Below are 17,730 nucleotides of genomic sequence, written 5' to 3'. Positions count from 1 at the left end.
TGCTAGTCTTTTTCTCTATCTCTAGGAACGTAGCCACTACCACGAGCACCTGATACCATCTCTAGGTTACTTTTAGTTAGGATAACCTTACCAGAAAGCGACTTAGCTTGACCAGCGGTTTTCGCTGTACTCTTTTTAGATAAAATTTTATTTAGCATTGTGTTTCCCTCAATAAAGTGACTGACTACGCGAAAGTAGTCCTTTAAATTAACGAGGAATTTATTAGCACACCCTATGCCAACTTTCTCTCCACCTTTTAAAAATATAAAAAAGCGCCAAGTTGGCGCTTTATGTGGTTTAAAAACAATTCAATCAGGCAACAAACTTACACGGAATTTTAAGACTAACAACTTGATTAATAACAAAATCCATTGCTACTTCATCGCAATTATCTTTTCTTAAGCAGAGCTCACAATCTTTCATCACTTTTTCCGGCAGGCTATCCTTGCTGCAGTTGCTAAATCCTTGCTTAGTGAAAAAGCCTGGTACCCGAGTGAGCACAATCACGCGGTTCAGTGCCAATTTTTTGGCTTTGATGAGCAAATGCTCTACCAGCAGCTGTCCCTGGCCTTTCGCTTCACTCTTAGGGTCGACCCCAAGGGAGCGGATCTCGGCAAGACCAGTGTCATAAATGTACAAAGAGGCGCAGCCAGTTACCTTGCCATCCACTTCGGTGACAGCAAACTCATTAATGCTGTGGATCATATCGCTTTTGGCGCGCGGAAGGTTCTCCCCGACCCGAGCCCAGTATTGGATCAGCTCGGCAATGGCCTCCACGTCGTCAAGATTGGCATCCCGTACTAGAATTTTATGCTTTTTTTTTGCCGTTTTAATGGCCTGAGTAACCTGCGGCAAAGAGGTGCCCCCCAATGCCTTGCGAGCGGCAATACAAGCGTCGATTTCTAATACCGGATAAACATCAGCGGCAATCACCGGGCTCACCTGTTGAAACTCTGCCAAGCTTAACTCCTCAAGATTGACTCCTTTGCTAATGGCCAACTGCACCAGCTCACCCACAATATGGTGGCCTTCTCGAAACGGTACTCCTTTTGCCACTAAATAATCGGCCAGCTCAGTGGCGTTAGCGTGTCCACCTTTGGCAGCAGCTAAGGTTTTTTCAGCGTTAACTTTAATGCCTTTGGCACACGCCTCAGCCATATGAATACAGGCTAGCCAGGTAGGCATAGCATCAAACAAGCCTTCTTTATCCTCTTGCATGTCTTTATTGTAAGCCAGTGGCAGTGCTTTTAGCGTCATCATCATGGCGCTAAAGGCGCCAAACACCCGGCCGGTTTTGCCTCGGATCAGCTCTAAAGCATCGGGGTTTTTCTTTTGTGGCATCAGCGAAGAGCCAGAAGTGACGCTATCAGCCAACTCAATAAAATCCGATTCGCCGGAGTTATAAAAAACTAAGTCTTCAGCAAAACGGGATAAATGCATCATGGAAATTGAGGCACAGCTTAACAATTCGACAACAAAATCACGATCTGAGACAGCATCTAGGCTATTGCGCGAAGCACATTGAAATCCTAAATCGGCAGCTAGTTTTTCTCGGTCAATAGCATAGGCGGTGCCAGCAAGCGCCCCTGACCCCAATGGGCAAACATTTAATCGTGTCAGGGCATCATTTAAACGTGACTCATCCCGCTCTAGCATTTCCACATACGCCATACACCAATGACTAAACAACACCGGCTGAGCACGTTGCAGATGGGTATAGCCTGGTAAAATCGTGCCTAACTCCCGCTCAGCTAGTTGCACTAGTGCTTGCTTCAAACTCGCTAAAGCACCCAGCAGTTGTTGCGCTGTTTTCCGGCTCCAAAGCCGAAAGTCAGTAGCCACTTGGTCGTTTCGGCTGCGACCGGTATGCAGTTTTTTACCTAAATCACCGACTTTTTCTATCAGCTTTACTTCAACATAAGAGTGAATATCCTCATACCCAGCGCTCGCCACTTTCTGTGGCTTAGCGATGACTTCATCTAATAGTTGCTGCAAAGCCCCAGTGAGTGTTTGGTGCTCCGACTCGGTTAATACGTCAACTTGACGCAGTGCCCCTGCCCAAGCAATTGAGCCAATAATATCTTGCTCAGCCAGCTGGTAGTCGAAGGGTAACGAATCATTAAATTGTTTAAATGCCTCATCTGGACCAGATGAAAAACGGCCGCCCCATAATGCCATTTTATCCTCCTACCTTAAGATTGCTGTTGCTTGTTCAGTGCCGCAATGCGGCTGGAAAGCGAGAATAACCGAATAAAGCCCTCAGCATGAGATTGGTCATAGACATCATCCTCACCAAAGGTCGCAAAGTCTTCACTGTATAAGCTGTTAATCGATTGCTTTTTCACAGCCTGCACTTGGCCTTTATAGAGCTTCAGTACCACCTCGCCAGTGGCTTGCGTAGCGAGGGACTCTGCCGCCGCTAAAATAGAGTCTTTCAGTGGCGTAAACCAACGGCCATCGTAAACCAGGTGAGCAAACTCACTGCTTAATGACTCTTTCCATTTGCGACACGACTTATCTAAAATCAGCTCATCAATGGCTTGTAATGCCGCCATCATGACGGTGCCACCAGGGGTTTCATAACAGCCCCGAGACTTCATTCCCACCAGTCTGTTTTCAACAATATCGACGCGTCCAACACCATGAGGTGCCGCTAACTCATTAAGCTTTAATAAACATTGATACGGCGTATATTGCTCACCATTAATGGCAATGATTTCACCTTTTTCAATCACCACTGAAACGTATTCAGGTTGATCCGGCGCCGCTTCTGGCGAATTGGTCATCGTCCACACTTGTTCGCTGGGTTCGTTCCAAGGGTCTTCGAGTTCTCCGCCTTCATGGGAGATGTGCCAAGCATTGGCATCACGGCTATAAATTTTGGTTGCTGACGCCGCACAAGGAATGTCGCGTTCTGCCAAATAGGCCAACAACGACTCCCGGCTGGTTAATGACCATTCACGCCAAGGAGCAATTACTTTTAAGTCCGGCGCAAGTGCCGAAAAACAAGACTCAAACCGCACTTGATCATTGCCCTTGCCGGTACAGCCATGAGATAAGGCATCGGCCCCTACTTTTCTGGCTATTTCGACTTGCGCTTTGGCGATGATGGGCCGTGCCATTGAGGTGCCCAGTAAATAGGTGCCCTCATACACCGCGCCGGTTTTTAACGTCGGATAAATGTAATCGCTTACCATTTGCTCTTTCAGGTCAACGATATAACACTCGCTGGCGCCCGAGGCGATGGCTTTTTCTTCCACCCCAGCCAGCTCCTCTTCGCCTTGGCCAACATCGGCCACAAATGCCACCACTTCACATTCATAGTTTTCTTTTAACCATGGCACAATGGCTGATGTGTCAAGTCCACCAGAGTAAGCCAGTACCACTTTATTAATTTTGCTCATGTGTTTACCTCAAACGTAATCTTGGTTTAACAGCGATACCAGCAATGCATTTTGCGCATGCATGCGGTTTTCGGCTTGTTGGATAATTTTTGACTTAGGCCCATCCATGACTTCAGAGGTGATCTCAAATTCACGGTGGGCTGGCTGACAGTGCAATATGGTTTGCGCACCACTAGCATCCACCAGCTGCTGATTTATTTGGTAGGGCATAAAGGTATCTTTCACCTGCTCCAGTGGCGTTTGGTCGCCCATGGATACCCAGGTATCGGCATACAGCACATTAGCACCTGCCGCTGCTTCCACTCGATCGCTCACCAGCACAGACGCGCCATTCACTGCGGCAATTTGCTCCGCTTGCTTAACAATTTGAGCATCTGGCGAGTGCCCTTTAGGGCAAACGGCAACAAAGTCAGTGCCAAGAGTTGCTGCCAGTAGCATTAATGAGTGGGTGACATTATTGCCTTCACCTAAATAGGCAATTTTAATTTCACTGACGTCTTCATAACTTTCCGACAAGGTAAGGAAGTCTGCCAACGCTTGGCATGGGTGATATAAGTCACACAAACTGTTTACCACAGGAACACTGGAAAACTCCGCCAAGGTCGCCAAAGTTTGATGCTGATTGACACGGGCCACAATGGCATCGGCCCACGTGGAAATGTTCAAGGCAAAGTCTTTCACCGACTCTCGCGTGCCCATGGCGCCATTTTGTTGGTCTAAATAAACCGCATGGCCACCGAGTTTGTGAATACCAATGTCAAACGACAGTCGCGTTCTTAAGCTCGGCTTTTCAAATAAAGTGACTACCGACTTGCCCGCTAAGGCTTGACTGTATTCCTGTGGTTGATTTTTGATGTTTTTGGCAAGCGCGAGCAGCGCCAACACCTTGCTTTGGTCTAATTCAAGACCCGTTAAAAATTGTCCTGTCATGATCTTTCCTACGGCTGAATTTGGGTACCGACATGCTCACCATTGAGCAGTGCCACTAAGTTCTCAGGCTTTTTCCAGCTTGAGATGTACACCCCTCGTCGTAAGTGTTGGGCAGCGTGAAGACTGGTCTTAACTTTGACCTCCATCCCGCCCACAATGACCTTTTCAGTGATCAGCTGTTGTATTTGCTCGCCATCAAGCAGGGTTAGTGGCTGCTTATCGCCGTCGAGCACCGCCGCGACATCCGTCATAAAGATAAGCTCTGCGCCGAGTTTACTGGCAATCGCGGCGGCGGCTTCGTCGGCATTAACGTTATATAAGTTACCATCAGCGCCAATCCCCACCGAACTCACCACCGGTAAGCGGTCGTATTCCAAAATAGGCGCTAGCATACCGCCCTCATGGGCTTGGCAACTGCCTACCCGGCCTAATGCTTTGAGTTTCTGCTGGGTGCTAAAGCCGGCATCGTAAAGACACAACCCCACCGGGCTGAGGCCTGCGGTGATGGCTTCAGCCATCAGTTGTTTGTTAGCACATCCTGCCAAAGCGCCAACAATATAAGGCATTTGCTCTTGCGGACTGATCCGCAAACCTTGGTGTTTGGCAGTAGCAAAACCGGCGTCCGCAAGCCATTTATCCACTAAGGCGCCACCGCCATGCACAATGACAAACTGTTTACTTGGGTCTTGCTGTTGAATTTCTTTCATCGCCACAAATACGGCATTGGCTGCGCCGCTGTGATTGAGTACCGCGCCGCCCAGTTTAATTACCCATGTTTGTTTGCTCATTGTGCTACTCCCAACCCTTCAAAATGCGCCATGCCGGCAGCAAGATTCATACATTGCAGCGCTTGACCCGCAGCGCCTTTAAGTAGATTGTCTATGGCTGCCACTACAATCAACTGCTGCTCCTGCTGTTGCCAACCGATATCAACAAAGGGCTGCCCGGCGACACTTTTAATGCTTGGCATGGCAGCGCCCTTTAAGCGGATCAATGGCTCGTCTGCTAGCACTTGGTAGGCCTCAGTAACCTGCTCTGGCGTTACTTGTGGCTGCAACTGCACATACATGGTGGCCAAAATACCGCGCTTAAAATTGCCTAAATGCGGGGTAAAGAGCACCGGATGATCCAGATACTTTTCAATTTCTGGACTATGGCGGTGGTTAAATAGCCCGTAAGGCGCTAACGAAACTTCACAAAAGTGACTGCCGAGGTTGGCTTTTCTGCCCGCCCCAGTCACCCCAGAAACGGCATTAATAATGATTTTTTGCTCAGCAAGTAAACCTGCTTGCTGCAGTGGTTTTAAGGCGTTTAATGCGGCTGTTGGGTAGCATCCAGGCACTGCTATCAGCTGGGCATCGTGCAGAGAATCGGCATACCATTCTGCCAAGCCATATTTAGCTTGCTGCAGCCATTCTATTTGAGGATGAGAAAATCCGTAGTAGTCTTGGTAATCACTGTTGCTCGACAACCTAAAGCCGCCTGATAAATCAAATACCCGCTTGCCCATAGCAAGAAACTTTGCTGCCAACTCAACACTAACGTGGTGATCCGTACACAAGCACACGTAATCGCTGTGTTGCTCAATGTCTTCGTAGGCCTCGGCCGTAAGCGGCTGCAATTCAATGTCTAACAAACCACTGTGTTCGGGGTAAAGCTCGCTTAATAGCTTATGCTGATCTAGGCTTTGCGCAGAGACAAAGCACGCCTTAAGCGTTAACTTGGGATGGTTAGCAACCAGCTTGGCAAGCTCTACGCCACTGTAGCCACTAGCTCCGATTATAGATACATTCAACATGGTGTTCTCAAAAGTCGTCAATCAATACTTGGGGTTATGCTCATTTGTTGAAGTTAAATCGTCGCATTGCCATTCCAATATAATTATGCTGAAAAAGTGAATTGATATTCACTGTAAACACCTTTATATTTTTATGCAAGAACTTTGAATAAATATTTTAGGATTTTTTATGAAATTACCTTCGTTCATGGCGATGTATCAGCATTTGATCGCCTCTCCTTCTATCAGCGCCATGGAAAGCCACCTAAATATGTCTAATCGCGGTGTTATTGAGTTACTGGCAAAGTGGTGTGAGTCCTTGGGGTTTAGCGTAGAAGTAGAGCCACTGCAAAATGATAAAGATAAGTTTAATTTAATCGCCAAGCGCGGTGAAGGTAAGGGAGGGTTAATGTTAGCCGGCCATACCGATACGGTGCCATTTGATGACAGCCGTTGGCAGTTTGACCCGTTTAAACTCACTGAGCAAGACAACAAAATACATGGCCTTGGCAGTATTGATATGAAAGGCTTCTTTGCCTTTGTCTTACAGGCTATTGCGGAACTGGATGAACAAAAGCAAAGCGCTCCGCTCATCATCCTGGCCACCGCCGATGAGGAAACCACCATGGCTGGGGCACAGCAGGTGGCAAAGCATCCTAACTTAACACCGGCGCGCTGTATTATTGGTGAGCCCACCGATATGACCCCAGTCTTTACCCACAAGGGCCATATGACTTCGGCGCTTCGGGTGGTTGGGCGCTCCGGTCACAGCTCAGATCCAGCACGTGGCCTCAATGCCATTGAAGTAATGCACCAAGTCATTACTCAGCTGTTACAATTACGAGAGGAGTTAAAGAATAAATATTCAGTTCCTCATTTTGCAATTCCGTATCCCACACTGAACCTTGGGCATATTCATGGTGGCGATAATGCCAACCGTATTTGCGGCTGTTGTGAACTGCACATGGACATGCGCCCGCTGCCCGGTCTCAGCGTTAAAGAATTGCAGGCCATGCTACTCCAGGCGGTTGCCCCCATCAACGCACAATACCCAAACAGTGTTTCTGTGGTTGATATGCATGAACCTATCCCCGCCTTTACCGGCTCGACGGATTCTGCGTTAGTAAAAATGGCGGAGCGCCTCTCTGGTGAAGCCGCTATTGCGGTTAATTACTGCACTGAAGCGCCGTTTTTACAGCAGCTGGGGTGTGAAACCATTGTAATGGGACCCGGTTCAATCAATCAGGCGCATCAGCCCAATGAGTTTCTTGATATGACAAAAATAAAACCGAGCCAAGGGATTATAAAGTCAATTATTGCTGAGAACTGTTTTCAATAAGCGACTCATTGTCGTGGCATCCAGGTTGGCCACAGAGAATAATAGATAGTGCCATCAAAGGTTGAGTTATCCTAAGCAGCAAAAACAGATCTGTGTTCAGCCACTAACAGCTCTGGTCAGGGCTGAACACAAGTGCGTTAAGCGGCTAAATAGGCGAGCCTGGTGGCATTGCCAGTGGTTTGAACGAACCAGACCACTTTCCTGTTGCCAGGTATTGGCTGATCTTTTCTGCTAGCATATGCTCAAATGCGCCGCTCAGCTCCACATCACTGAATACCGATGCCTGATTAAAGTCTTTGGCTACCTGAGCAAGGTAGTAGCGCGCTTCGGCCTGTAGCTCTGGCGCCAGTTGAGTGTCTTGGCTTAACGCAACCAGTTTATTAACGGTTAAGTACTGCACTCGCTGACTCAGCTTACGCGTAATACCATCCGCTTTACTGACTTTAAATACTTGTTTATATAACGCATTTAACAAGTCTGTCGTGCCAAGGTGCTGCTGATTCCGGGCGTGCTGCTGGGCCAAGCGATTTAAACGCTGTGGATTAAGCAGCAAGTTCAGGCTATGGGCGGTGGCAACCTCTGGCAAGGCCATGGCGTCTAAAGTTGGTCCTGTGCGGCCTTTAATGCTTTCACGGGTTTTATACTCGCCATAGGCTTTCGGTGGAATAAGCGTCAGAATAGACTCAGGGATCTGCAACGACTCAGGTTGTAGGGTATGTAACACGGCATTTAGCGCTTGTTGTTGCACTTCCTTATTGACCACTTGCGCCCCTTTTACAGCATCATCTCCGCGCACTTCGTAGTCATAGTCAACGCCAGCTACTAACTTAACTGCCGCCTCCACTTGATAACGGTGGAATAAGTACAGCGGCACCAGTTTTTCTTCTAGCTGTGATAACGCCACGCCTTTTTTAATACTCTTAATCCCAAAATCAGCCAATGCTTGCTTACGAATATCCAGTACTCGTAGCAGCTCTTGTGCAGGATCACTGCCATTATCCCATAGGTGAGCCGTTGGGTGGGCGCCACTTTGCGGCCGCGCATCGGCATCAGAAATAAACTCCAATCCCAGCGCTTTATTTTCCGCTAAGATTGCAGCAAGTGCCTCGTGCTCTTCGGTTTGATTGAAGTCACTGTAGCCATACTTAATCACTTGGGTGTCCCAAGCGCCCATGCCTTTGGCGTAGCCCGAGGTAATATCAAGCTTGCCTTGGTCATCAAAGCCAACCAAAGGATGTGGATAGTCCATCACCGAGGCTCGCTGTTTTGCTGAGGCTGAAAAGTTATGGGCAATACCTAGGGTATGGCCAATTTCATGAGCACTGAGTTGGCGAATGCGATCCAGCGCCATTTCATGTAATTGCGTGGTGATCTCATTGCCCTCAACAAAGGGCGAAGCGAGCGCTTCGGCAATCAGAATATCTTGGCGCACACGTAAAGAGCCTAAAGTGACATGCCCTTTAATGATTTCACCGGTGCGAGGATCGATAACAGAAGAGCCATAAGACCAGCCACGAGTGGCACGGTGCACCCATTGGATAACATTGTAGCGCACGTCCATAGGATCGGCGTGTTCGGGTAACATTTTCACTTGAAAGGCATTTTTATACCCTGCCGCCTCAAAGGCTTGGTTCCACCATTTTGCGCCATCTAAAAGCGCGGTTTTTACTGGCTCTGGAACGCCAGGATCCAAATAATACACAATCGGCTCAACCGCTTCAGACAGGTCGGCTTCTGGATCTTTTTTACTCAATCGATGACGTGGAATGTAGCGAACCAACATCGACTCACCTAATGGCGCAGAGTAATCTTTATGTTCAATGCTCCAATAACCCGATTGCGGATGAAAAGCACGCGGTTGGTAGTTGTCATCTGGCAGTTGAATTAATGAGTGGTGTTGGTGCACAGTGATGGCATAAGGGTCAGCACTGACCTGGCGCACATATTCACCGGGCTTGCTGCCTTTAAACGTGAGTACCGCCTCCAGTTCGGTGTTTTCTACAAAGGCTTTGGTGCGCGGCATAAACACCGCACTGCGACTGCCATCTAGGCTGTAACTACCTTGTTTGCGGCTAGCCAACGTGCGTGAAACCCCATGGACATCGCTAAGCAAGTAAGGCGTGTAGTCCACCAACACGCTGTCTTCGTCTGCAGCCACCACCTTAAAGCCATGCAGGATACTAGAGGCAAATGCTTCTTTCACACTTTGCTGCTCTGCTGCATTATCGGCGCTGGCACGGTAATAGGTATTGATGGCACGCAACATGACTTTGTCGCCAAAGCGCTCAAACTGTACTAAGTGAGTACCACCTAACTGACCACGGTCAAGGCCAATGTCATTCGAACCCACGCCATACGGCAGGCTATGCTGCAGTAAGAAAGGCGTATCTAGCTTATCGATATCTAGGTATAACTTGCCGGTGGTGGCATCGCTGTAGAAGCTATAAAAGCCGGGATGATAATTAAAACTGTCAGTAAATTCGTCAATTGACTTAATTGCTGCCTGTGCTTGAGTTATCATACACAGTAACAAAGTCAAAACAGTGTGAGTGAAACACGTTATTTTTCTCATAGCTGCCTTTGTTATTTATGGTTTTGGAAGTCTTAACCCCTAGTTGTATACGAAATTGTATACAATTTACAGTCTTTCAAGACAAATTACAGCGCAGTTTATAGCGCCTCTCACATTCATTAAAGCTATAAACATAAGGTAATCAGGATTTAAAAAATGCGTAGACTCCCTCCGGTGTTAATTGAAGATGGTTGTTCTCGAGAGTTAGTATCGTTAATTCGAACCATTCTCGCGGCCTGTAAAGAAATATCGTTCCGCGTTGGCCAAGGTGCTCTGTCTGGTGTACTCGGCTCGACCCTAGATGAAAATATTCAGGGCGAAACGCAAAAGAAACTCGATGTACTGTCTAACCAATTACTCAAAGATATTTTGTTGGAATCGGGTTATGTCAAAGCCATTGCTTCTGAAGAGGAAGATTTTACCGTTGCCGGTAACCCCAATGCCAAGTATATCGTCGCCTTTGACCCACTAGATGGCTCATCTAATACTGATATTAACTCACTGGTAGGTACCATTTTCTCAATTATGGAAGCACCTGAGGGTTCTGATCCCAGCGATCCGAGCATCTTTATGCAGCCGGGCCATCAGCAAGTCGCTGCCGGTTATGTCTTATATGGGCCGTCCACCACGCTGGCACTCGCCACTGGTAAAGGCACACGTATTTTCACACTCGATAAGACCCATGGCAGCTTCTTATTAACTCAAGAGTTTGCCAAAATTCCAGAAGACACCAAAGAGTTTGCTATTAATGCCTCTAATCAGCGCCACTGGCTCCCTGAAATGCAAACTTACATCAATGACTTACTTGCTGGTGAAACGGGCCCACGAGGGAAAAACTTTAACATGCGCTGGATTGCCGCCATGGTCGGTGACGTGCATCGGGTATTATGTCGTGGCGGGTTATTTACCTACCCAGAAGACCAAAAAGATCCAAACAAGCCATTTAAGCTACGTTTACTCTATGAAGCCAATCCCATGGCGATGTTGGTTGAACAAGCTGGCGGCGCGGCGCACACGGGTCGCGAACGAATTTTAGCTATTCAGCCTAAAGAGATCCACCAACGTGTCGGGGTGATCTTAGGCTCTAAAAACGAGGTGGAAACCTGTTTAAGCTATTTAAAATAGTTAAGTAATTTAGGCCACAAAAAAGGTGCTGTAACAGCACCTTTTTTTGTTTTTAGCACTATTAGCTCTGCTCCACAGCAACATTGGGGTCGCTTCCCCACTCGCTCCACGAACCGTCATAGACCGACACCTGTTGATAACCTAGCTCGTGAGCCACCAAGGCTAAAATACAAGCGGTTACCCCAGAGCCACAGGAAAATATTAAGGGCTGTGATAGTTCTGCTACACGCGCTGCAAATAGCTTGCTCAGCTCGGCTTTAGGCTTAAACAAGCCTTGCTCATCCAGTAGCTCAGTGTAAGGTAAGTTAAGGCTTTTAGGGATATGGCCGCTGCGCATGTCTTCACGTGGTTCATCACCAATACCGGCGAAACGTGACGCGCCTCTGGCATCCAGCACAGTGGCTTTTTCGCTTGCTAAATTTTCGATTACGGCTTGCTTATCTACAAAGCCTACAACGTTACTGTTGGCGGTAAAGTTACCCACCGCAGTTGTCTGGGCATAACTTTGTGTCACATCAAAACCACAGCGCTGCCATGCAGGAAGCCCACCATCAAGCACATAAACACGCTTATGCCCCATGGCTTTTAACATATACCAAGCCCGTGCAGCACTGAACATGCCTTTATCATCGTAAGCCACCAGTACGTCTTCGTTGTTAATCCCTAGCTGGCGCATCTCAGCTTGGAACTGGGCTGCACTACAACAGCTATTTGGCAGATCACTATCGGCAGCCGATAACGCATGACTAATGTCAAACCGCAGTGCTCCTGGGATCACCGCTTCTGCTTTATAAGGCCCAGGTAAACCCGGCTTGACGATCCCGGCGTCAAGCACTTTAACCGTGGCTAAATGTTCGTGGAGCCATTGGCTATCGACGACCTGCTGCATTTAGTTATCCTGTGGCTGTCTGACTACTTCAATAATTTCTGTGGTCGAAATGGAAGGCGTGCGCTGTAAATACACCACATCGCAAAACGCCTTATACTGATCAAATTTACCTTGCCAATCATCACCCATGACCAGCACATCTGCTTGACTATCACGTATATATTGCTCTTTAAGCTCCAGCGACTCTTCCACAAAGACTTCATCAACAAAGCGCAGTGAGCTGATGATTTTGACTCTTTCTGCTAAAGAGTAAACGGGATTGCGGCCTTTTTTGGCATAGTTCAATTCATCGGAGGAGATCCCCACAATAAGGTGATCGCCCAATGCTTTTGCGCGCTCTAAAATATTGACGTGTCCGACATGGAAAATATCGAACGTGCCAAAGGTGATGACTTTTTTCACAATGACTCTCTTTTGATTGCTTGCAATGCTGAAGCTGGTACTTTGAGACGAACCTCGATAGACAATACAGCGTTTTGCATGACCGTTTTATTACAGTCAGGTTACCGAAAATCCCATAAAATTTCAGTAATTTTGTCTATTAGGTAACAAAATTGATTGTATTTTATTCTCTCTACTCTGTACCTACAAAGATATGGTAAAAGATGAAATAATAAGCTATCAGCTTTGTTTGGATAAAGACTATGACCGCACCTGTTTTTGTTATTAATATGGAAACTTGCAAGGAACGCTTTGACGCCACGTATGAACGGCTCATGCAAAGCCAAGTGGTCGCGACACGCTTTAACGCCACCGTTGGTAAGGCATTAACATCAGAAGAATTATCTCACTGGTATGATGCTGCAGCGAACCGACGGTATTACCACCGTGATCTGACTCTCGGTGAGGTTGGTTGCTACATTAGCCATATGAGAGTCTGGCAGAAAGTAGTAGAAGAAAGCATACCTTACGCTATAGTTCTTGAAGATGATTTACATATTGAACCAAGCTTTACCACGATACTAAATCAGATAGAACAACTCTCAAACTGGGATATGATTAAATTATCTGATAATCGCGCCAACCCATTTTTCCAACAGCAGCCATTGGACGAGGGGTTCACCCTAGGCAATTACCGCAAAGTACCTAATGGTACTCAAGGCTATGCTATCAGCTTATCAGGGGCAAAAAAGCTACTGCAAAGAAAACCATTTTTCCGTCCTGTGGACGTTGATATTCAATTCCATAGCGAAGTTAACCTAAACCTATTAGGCATAAAGCCTTATGCCATTTCTGAAGATCTGGGCTTTGAAAGTGAAATTAGTAAACTCAATAAGGGCAAGCACAGTAATCGCAGCACTTTTTTGCGCAACCTAAAGCACCGCATCAGAATGTATTTAGAGAGAAAGAAAACATCGGGGCAGTTGCCAAGCTAAGCCGCTCGCGGCTCAAAATAACGCAACAACCTGCTATTGGTGTGACATAAGCGCTGCGTAAGCAACCTTAGATATTGATGATGTTTTCACGCATAGGCGCCATACGTGCCAAGATCTGATTTTGAACGGGGTGGCTAATACCCACCTCGTTCATGGCATTTATCAATAGATCCACCACTTTATTAAAGTCTTTCTCGTCGATGTTCATGCCTGTGTGAATTTGCACCATAGTATCCCCTTGATACTCGCACGGGCCATCGAGGGTATCGCATAAATGGGCTAAAAAGCCGCGGCGAAAGTGGCTGACGTTAGAGGCTTTAAAATAGGGCAGTATATCGCGGTCGTTACCGATTTCTTTTATAAATGCATCCACCAGCTGCTCTGCACCAGCTTGCCCGCCTATTTGCGCATAGAGGCTGCGATTATCAGCAACGCTGCTACACCCAGCAGCGAGTAAAAAGCCAACGGCCATCATAGAAAAATATAAGCGCTTCATTTAAAAATACCCCGTCACAGACACATACCAACCCGTTTGCGAAGGTTGCCCCGCAATATTACCTAAATCAAGCCAAGCTGCGGTTACGCTCACCGACTTATTGGGGATCCAAGCCACAAACACATCACGCCAATCAGATTCTCCTAACCCTAGGTTATCGGCTTTTTGCCGATATTCAACGCCCACGGCCCACTGACGGCTAAGGAAAATAGCGCTACTGGCCTCTGCTTGCCACGGCGTTCCCTCATCGTTGCCGCCATAGCCTAAGATCCCCAGTTGATTTGCCTGAGAATGGCGCAAGGTGACATTCCAAAACCAGTTGTAGCCCCAAACGGCACCAAGGTGGAGTTTACTGGCCGCTAGGTAATAATCCGTGCCAGAGTCATCTGCGGCTCCAAGCAAGTTGGCCACCAGCGCATCGTCTAACGATTTGTGCTGAACTCCCACACTCAATTGGGGATAATCGCTGTAAACAATATCGCCATACAAACGCACTTTCGCGCCAACAATATCTTGTTCAATGGTCAGCCCTAACGCATCCACATCGAAATCTTGCTGAGCATAGCTAAGCTCAACGCGGTCAAACAGGTTCGCTTGAACGCCGCACACATCCAGTTGATAATCCGACAAGCTTGCCCGGCTACAAAAGCCAGACATGGACCACTCATCGTCCGATGCATACCCTGCCAACTGTGCCCAAGGCACAATGCCCCCGCCAGCACTGCCCTCCACTTGCGACACTCCGGGAGTTGCCAACAGCTTTCCTGTGGCCGCCCAAGCCGATTGCGTGCACAATAACAACAGTAAAAAGCAATTAACCCACTTCATTATAACTCCTAAGCCAGCTATCAAAGTCTGCCGCTTTTAACGGCTTACTTAAATAATACCCTTGAGCATAATCACACTGCATGGCATCAAGTAAATCTAAAGAGGCTTTGTCTTCCACGCCTTCTGCCACCACACTAAAGCCTAGCTGGTGACCCAGGGTAATGGTCGAGCGCACAATATGCTGATCTTTTTCGGATTGTGCGAGTTTTAAAATAAACACCTTGTCCATTTTTAACTCATCAATGGGCAACATTTTCAGTCGACCTAACGACGTTTGACCCACGCCATAGTCATCTAATGACACCTGCACGCCCAACTTTTTCAACGCCTGCAGCGCTAAAATGCCCTTTTCTTCATTTTCAATCATATCGCGCTCAGTGAGCTCAATGGTGATAAGCTCAGGTTTCACCTTCATGTCGCCAAGCAATTGCTCAAGATGAGGTAAAAAGTGTTTATCAGCAATATCTTGCGCCGAAACATTAATCGCCGCCTTAATGTTTTCACCCTGATGCAACCAGCGCGCTACTTGCGCAACCACCGTTTTTACCACCCACTGGGTTAAATCGACAATCAGTCCCGATTGTTCAGCCAGGTCGATAAATAACTCCGGCGACACCCACTCACCACTTTTACGCTGCCAGCGGATCAACGACTCGACTTTATCAATCTGCTCCGTTTTCATATTGAGCTTAGGCTGATACGTCATAAATAACTGGCCATCATCTTCTTGGATAGCGTGCTTTAATTCATCAATGATTTGCAAGCGCTCTAAGTGTGCTTCATCTTCACCGGATTGATAGTAATAGACATCGTGGCCGTCATGGGCGGCGGTATCTACTGCGATAAGGGCACGGCGTACCACATCTTCAGGGGTGTGGGCTTGCTTGGGGTAGTGCACCACACCAACACTAAAGTGCAACGCAATATCTAACCCTTGCACCACATAAGGCTGACACAGAGCGTCATGAAGCTTTTCCGCATATTCCACAATGCCTTGCACCGACTGCTGTGATTCGCTGGTAGCCTTTGCTTGATGAGCCACTAAAAACTCGTCACCACCAAGGCGGATATTTAAGCCAACCCCGGCACTATTGATGCTGGCGATGCGTTTCGCCACCACCTTAATACAGTCATCGCCAACCCGCGGCCCTAACTTATCATTAATATGGCGTAGGCCTTTTATATCAATGGCAATAAAATAATACTCTGCGCCGCTTTTCAGCATGCCATGCAACTTATCCAGCGCCGCATTGCGATTAAAAAACCCAGTTAGACTATCGTGACTGGCTTGAAAGCGAATTTTTTCTTCCCGCTCTTGGATGTTTTCACCCATGTCATTAAAGGCATCCACCAATTGACAGATTTCGCGAGCGGGTCGAGTTTCTTTTAACTTGGCTGAGTAATCACCGGTAGCAAAGCGTTTCGCCAATTCAGTAAGCTGACTCAGAGGTGTCGTCAGGTTTTTTGCCAGCACACCGCTGGTGATAAAACCGAGTAAAATCGTCACGCCACTCAGCAGTACAATGGTCAGCACCATTTTATCAAACTCTTGGTACTGGGTAGTTAAGTCGGCACTAAGTACCAAGCTAATGGCGTTGGATGCCAATGACGGCAAGGCCACTTCAGCACTTTGATAAACTGGGTACTCCCCCAACCAGCGTTGTGTTTTTTGATTTTCTAGGTACGAAAATAGGTCTTCGCCAGGAGGCAAAGCAGGTAATGAGCTGGCTTTGAGGTTATCGGCTTGACCGACAAAGCTGGTTTCCATGCCAGTTAATTCTTTTAAATCGTCGGTGACGGCCTCATTGACTTGAAACCCTATCACCGAATAGGCGATGGTTCTTGGAGCCCGTACCGGCAAAATAATCACTTGATAGAGCTGCTCATTTAACACCACAAAAGCAGAATGATCATTATGATCTTGCAGTGCGGTCATCCAACTCTGGGTGCCACTTGGAAAGTCTAGCCCCTCGACATTGGCAGAGATCAACTGACCTTTCACATCTAACAGCAGCATTAAATCTGCATCGATGCGGCGAGAATGGTTAAGCAGTACGCTGCCAATGGTTTGTGCATCTCGGGTAGCCACCGCTTGTTTAAAGCCAAAGTCAGCGGTAAGTACCGTGGCTGCGGTGACCAAAAGTCGCTCACGGGCTTTTAAGTATTGCTGATAGACATTTTGTGCGACTTGAATTTTTCGTTGTACTTGGGCTTGGTTAAATTGACTGGTAGACCACCAAAAGCTGGCCAAGCTCATCACTGCAGTGAGCAGAATAAGCACCACACACAAGCCTATAATTTTATTCTTAAAGCTATTATTCATTCATTGTTTCCAAAGCGCTCACCAAAGGTGTTTCTTGGCGCTGGAGGTTCGGTGTTCATCATCACTGTATGGCTATCAACACCACTTGGTAAAGTGACCGATTTACGGCTGGCTATTTCATCTTGTTGCTCTGGGTGCCATACCGTCACGCTATCCACATTGTGTGGTATTTGCACCACGCCCCGGGCATTGCTGATTAACACTTGGTTGCCATTAGAGACATAAATATAGCCCACCATGGAATCGTGAATATTGCACCCCAACACCACCACACCGGCATTATTAAATTGTAATGGCGCATTAGGCGTTCCGGCGTACAGTTTCAATTCAAACGGCTTGGTAGGGGAAAAAGAGTAAACGTGATGACGAATGTCGTCGCTATTAGGAAAATTAACTTGTTGGCCTTTTTGAATGGTGAGCACATAAGGCACAAATTGCTTATGGACTTGATCCATAATTGCAACTGAATCAGGTGTTTGCACCGGCTGTGGCAACTCAACCACAGCGTGTTGCAGCGGTTCACCACTGGCATCAGTAATCGTTAACTGTTTCGCGTTAGCGGTAAAGCCAACCACGGCCATCAGTGTCAGTAAAGCACAAACTAGCCGAGCTAGGACGGAAAAGCGCATTTCTAACTCTGTAAATTGCATTAGTTACCCTAAGTAAAAGAG

16 protein-coding genes are annotated in these 17,730 nt (G+C 47.3%); 3 read left to right on the top strand and 13 right to left on the bottom strand.

Features of this window, described 5'->3' with window-relative positions; translation table 11 throughout:
* Positions 1-2: 2 nt before the first annotated feature.
* From ACNKW2_RS01450 to argC, 6 genes are all read right to left on the bottom strand, one after another.
* The gene (locus ACNKW2_RS01450; RefSeq protein WP_419146961.1) at positions 3-158 is read right to left on the bottom strand and encodes a hypothetical protein; all 156 of its coding nucleotides are present in this window, start codon (positions 156-158) and stop codon (positions 3-5) included.
* A gap of 154 nt (positions 159-312) precedes the next feature.
* Entirely contained in the window at positions 313-2,178 is a 1,866-nt protein-coding gene (gene argH / locus ACNKW2_RS01445) for an argininosuccinate lyase (RefSeq protein WP_419146960.1), read from the bottom strand.
* A gap of 14 nt (positions 2,179-2,192) precedes the next feature.
* Positions 2,193-3,404, bottom strand: a complete 1,212-nt coding sequence (locus tag ACNKW2_RS01440) for an argininosuccinate synthase (protein WP_419146959.1) — start codon at positions 3,402-3,404, stop codon at positions 2,193-2,195.
* A gap of 9 nt (positions 3,405-3,413) precedes the next feature.
* Positions 3,414-4,334 carry an ornithine carbamoyltransferase gene (locus ACNKW2_RS01435; RefSeq protein WP_419146958.1) on the bottom strand — a complete coding sequence of 307 codons (921 nt, stop codon included), beginning with the start codon at positions 4,332-4,334 and terminating at the stop codon, positions 3,414-3,416.
* 8 nt (positions 4,335-4,342) lie between these two features.
* Entirely contained in the window at positions 4,343-5,122 is a 780-nt protein-coding gene (argB, locus tag ACNKW2_RS01430) for an acetylglutamate kinase (RefSeq protein ID WP_419146957.1), read from the bottom strand.
* Positions 5,119-6,129, bottom strand: a complete 1,011-nt coding sequence (gene argC / locus ACNKW2_RS01425; RefSeq protein WP_419147066.1) for an N-acetyl-gamma-glutamyl-phosphate reductase — start codon at positions 6,127-6,129, stop codon at positions 5,119-5,121. Before argC ends, argB begins: the two co-directional genes overlap by 4 nt.
* Positions 6,130-6,301: 172 nt before the next feature.
* Here argC and argE point away from each other — a divergent pair, with 172 nt between their 5' ends.
* Entirely contained in the window at positions 6,302-7,450 is a 1,149-nt protein-coding gene (gene argE, locus ACNKW2_RS01420; protein WP_419146956.1) for an acetylornithine deacetylase, read from the top strand.
* A 145-nt stretch (positions 7,451-7,595) separates the two neighbouring features.
* Here argE and ACNKW2_RS01415 read toward each other — a convergent pair whose 3' ends face one another.
* Positions 7,596-10,022: a zinc-dependent metalloprotease gene (locus ACNKW2_RS01415; RefSeq protein WP_419146955.1), complete on the bottom strand. Its 2,427-nt coding sequence runs from the start codon at positions 10,020-10,022 to the stop codon at positions 7,596-7,598.
* 156 nt (positions 10,023-10,178) lie between these two features.
* Here ACNKW2_RS01415 and ACNKW2_RS01410 point away from each other — a divergent pair, with 156 nt between their 5' ends.
* Positions 10,179-11,147: a class 1 fructose-bisphosphatase gene (locus tag ACNKW2_RS01410; RefSeq protein WP_419146954.1), complete on the top strand. Its 969-nt coding sequence runs from the start codon at positions 10,179-10,181 to the stop codon at positions 11,145-11,147.
* Positions 11,148-11,208: 61 nt separating this feature from the next.
* Here ACNKW2_RS01410 and ACNKW2_RS01405 read toward each other — a convergent pair whose 3' ends face one another.
* The gene (locus ACNKW2_RS01405) at positions 11,209-12,036 is read right to left on the bottom strand and encodes a sulfurtransferase (protein WP_419146953.1); all 828 of its coding nucleotides are present in this window, start codon (positions 12,034-12,036) and stop codon (positions 11,209-11,211) included.
* The gene (locus ACNKW2_RS01400) at positions 12,037-12,438 is read right to left on the bottom strand and encodes an FAD synthase family protein (RefSeq protein ID WP_336568611.1); all 402 of its coding nucleotides are present in this window, start codon (positions 12,436-12,438) and stop codon (positions 12,037-12,039) included.
* A 242-nt stretch (positions 12,439-12,680) separates the two neighbouring features.
* Between ACNKW2_RS01400 and ACNKW2_RS01395 the strand changes: the two genes are divergently transcribed.
* Positions 12,681-13,412, top strand: coding sequence for a glycosyltransferase family 25 protein (locus ACNKW2_RS01395; RefSeq protein ID WP_419146952.1), 732 nt, complete (start codon positions 12,681-12,683; stop codon positions 13,410-13,412).
* A gap of 67 nt (positions 13,413-13,479) precedes the next feature.
* On the opposite strand, the gene ACNKW2_RS01390 is transcribed toward ACNKW2_RS01395, so the two are convergent.
* From ACNKW2_RS01390 to ACNKW2_RS01375, 4 genes are read right to left on the bottom strand one after another with little or no spacing between them, the layout of a single operon-like run.
* Complete coding sequence (locus tag ACNKW2_RS01390) at positions 13,480-13,887, bottom strand: group I truncated hemoglobin (RefSeq protein WP_419147065.1); 408 nt, start codon at positions 13,885-13,887, stop codon at positions 13,480-13,482.
* 21 nt (positions 13,888-13,908) lie between these two features.
* The gene (locus ACNKW2_RS01385) at positions 13,909-14,736 is read right to left on the bottom strand and encodes a DUF3034 family protein (RefSeq protein ID WP_419146951.1); all 828 of its coding nucleotides are present in this window, start codon (positions 14,734-14,736) and stop codon (positions 13,909-13,911) included.
* Positions 14,723-17,059: an EAL domain-containing protein gene (locus ACNKW2_RS01380; protein ID WP_419146950.1), complete on the bottom strand. Its 2,337-nt coding sequence runs from the start codon at positions 17,057-17,059 to the stop codon at positions 14,723-14,725. The genes ACNKW2_RS01385 and ACNKW2_RS01380 overlap by 14 nt, the downstream gene beginning before the upstream one ends.
* Positions 17,056-17,709 (bottom strand): methylamine utilization protein, encoded by a 654-nt coding sequence (locus tag ACNKW2_RS01375; RefSeq protein ID WP_419146949.1) that lies wholly within the window; start codon positions 17,707-17,709, stop codon positions 17,056-17,058. Before ACNKW2_RS01375 ends, ACNKW2_RS01380 begins: the two co-directional genes overlap by 4 nt.
* Positions 17,710-17,730 lie beyond the last annotated feature (21 nt).

It is taken from the genome of Pseudoalteromonas 'SMAR', from assembly GCF_048515945.1.
Classification (GTDB): Bacteria; Pseudomonadota; Gammaproteobacteria; order Enterobacterales; family Alteromonadaceae; genus Pseudoalteromonas.
Note: the sequence above shows the minus strand (reverse complement) of the source record. Positions and strands in the feature narration are given on the sequence as shown.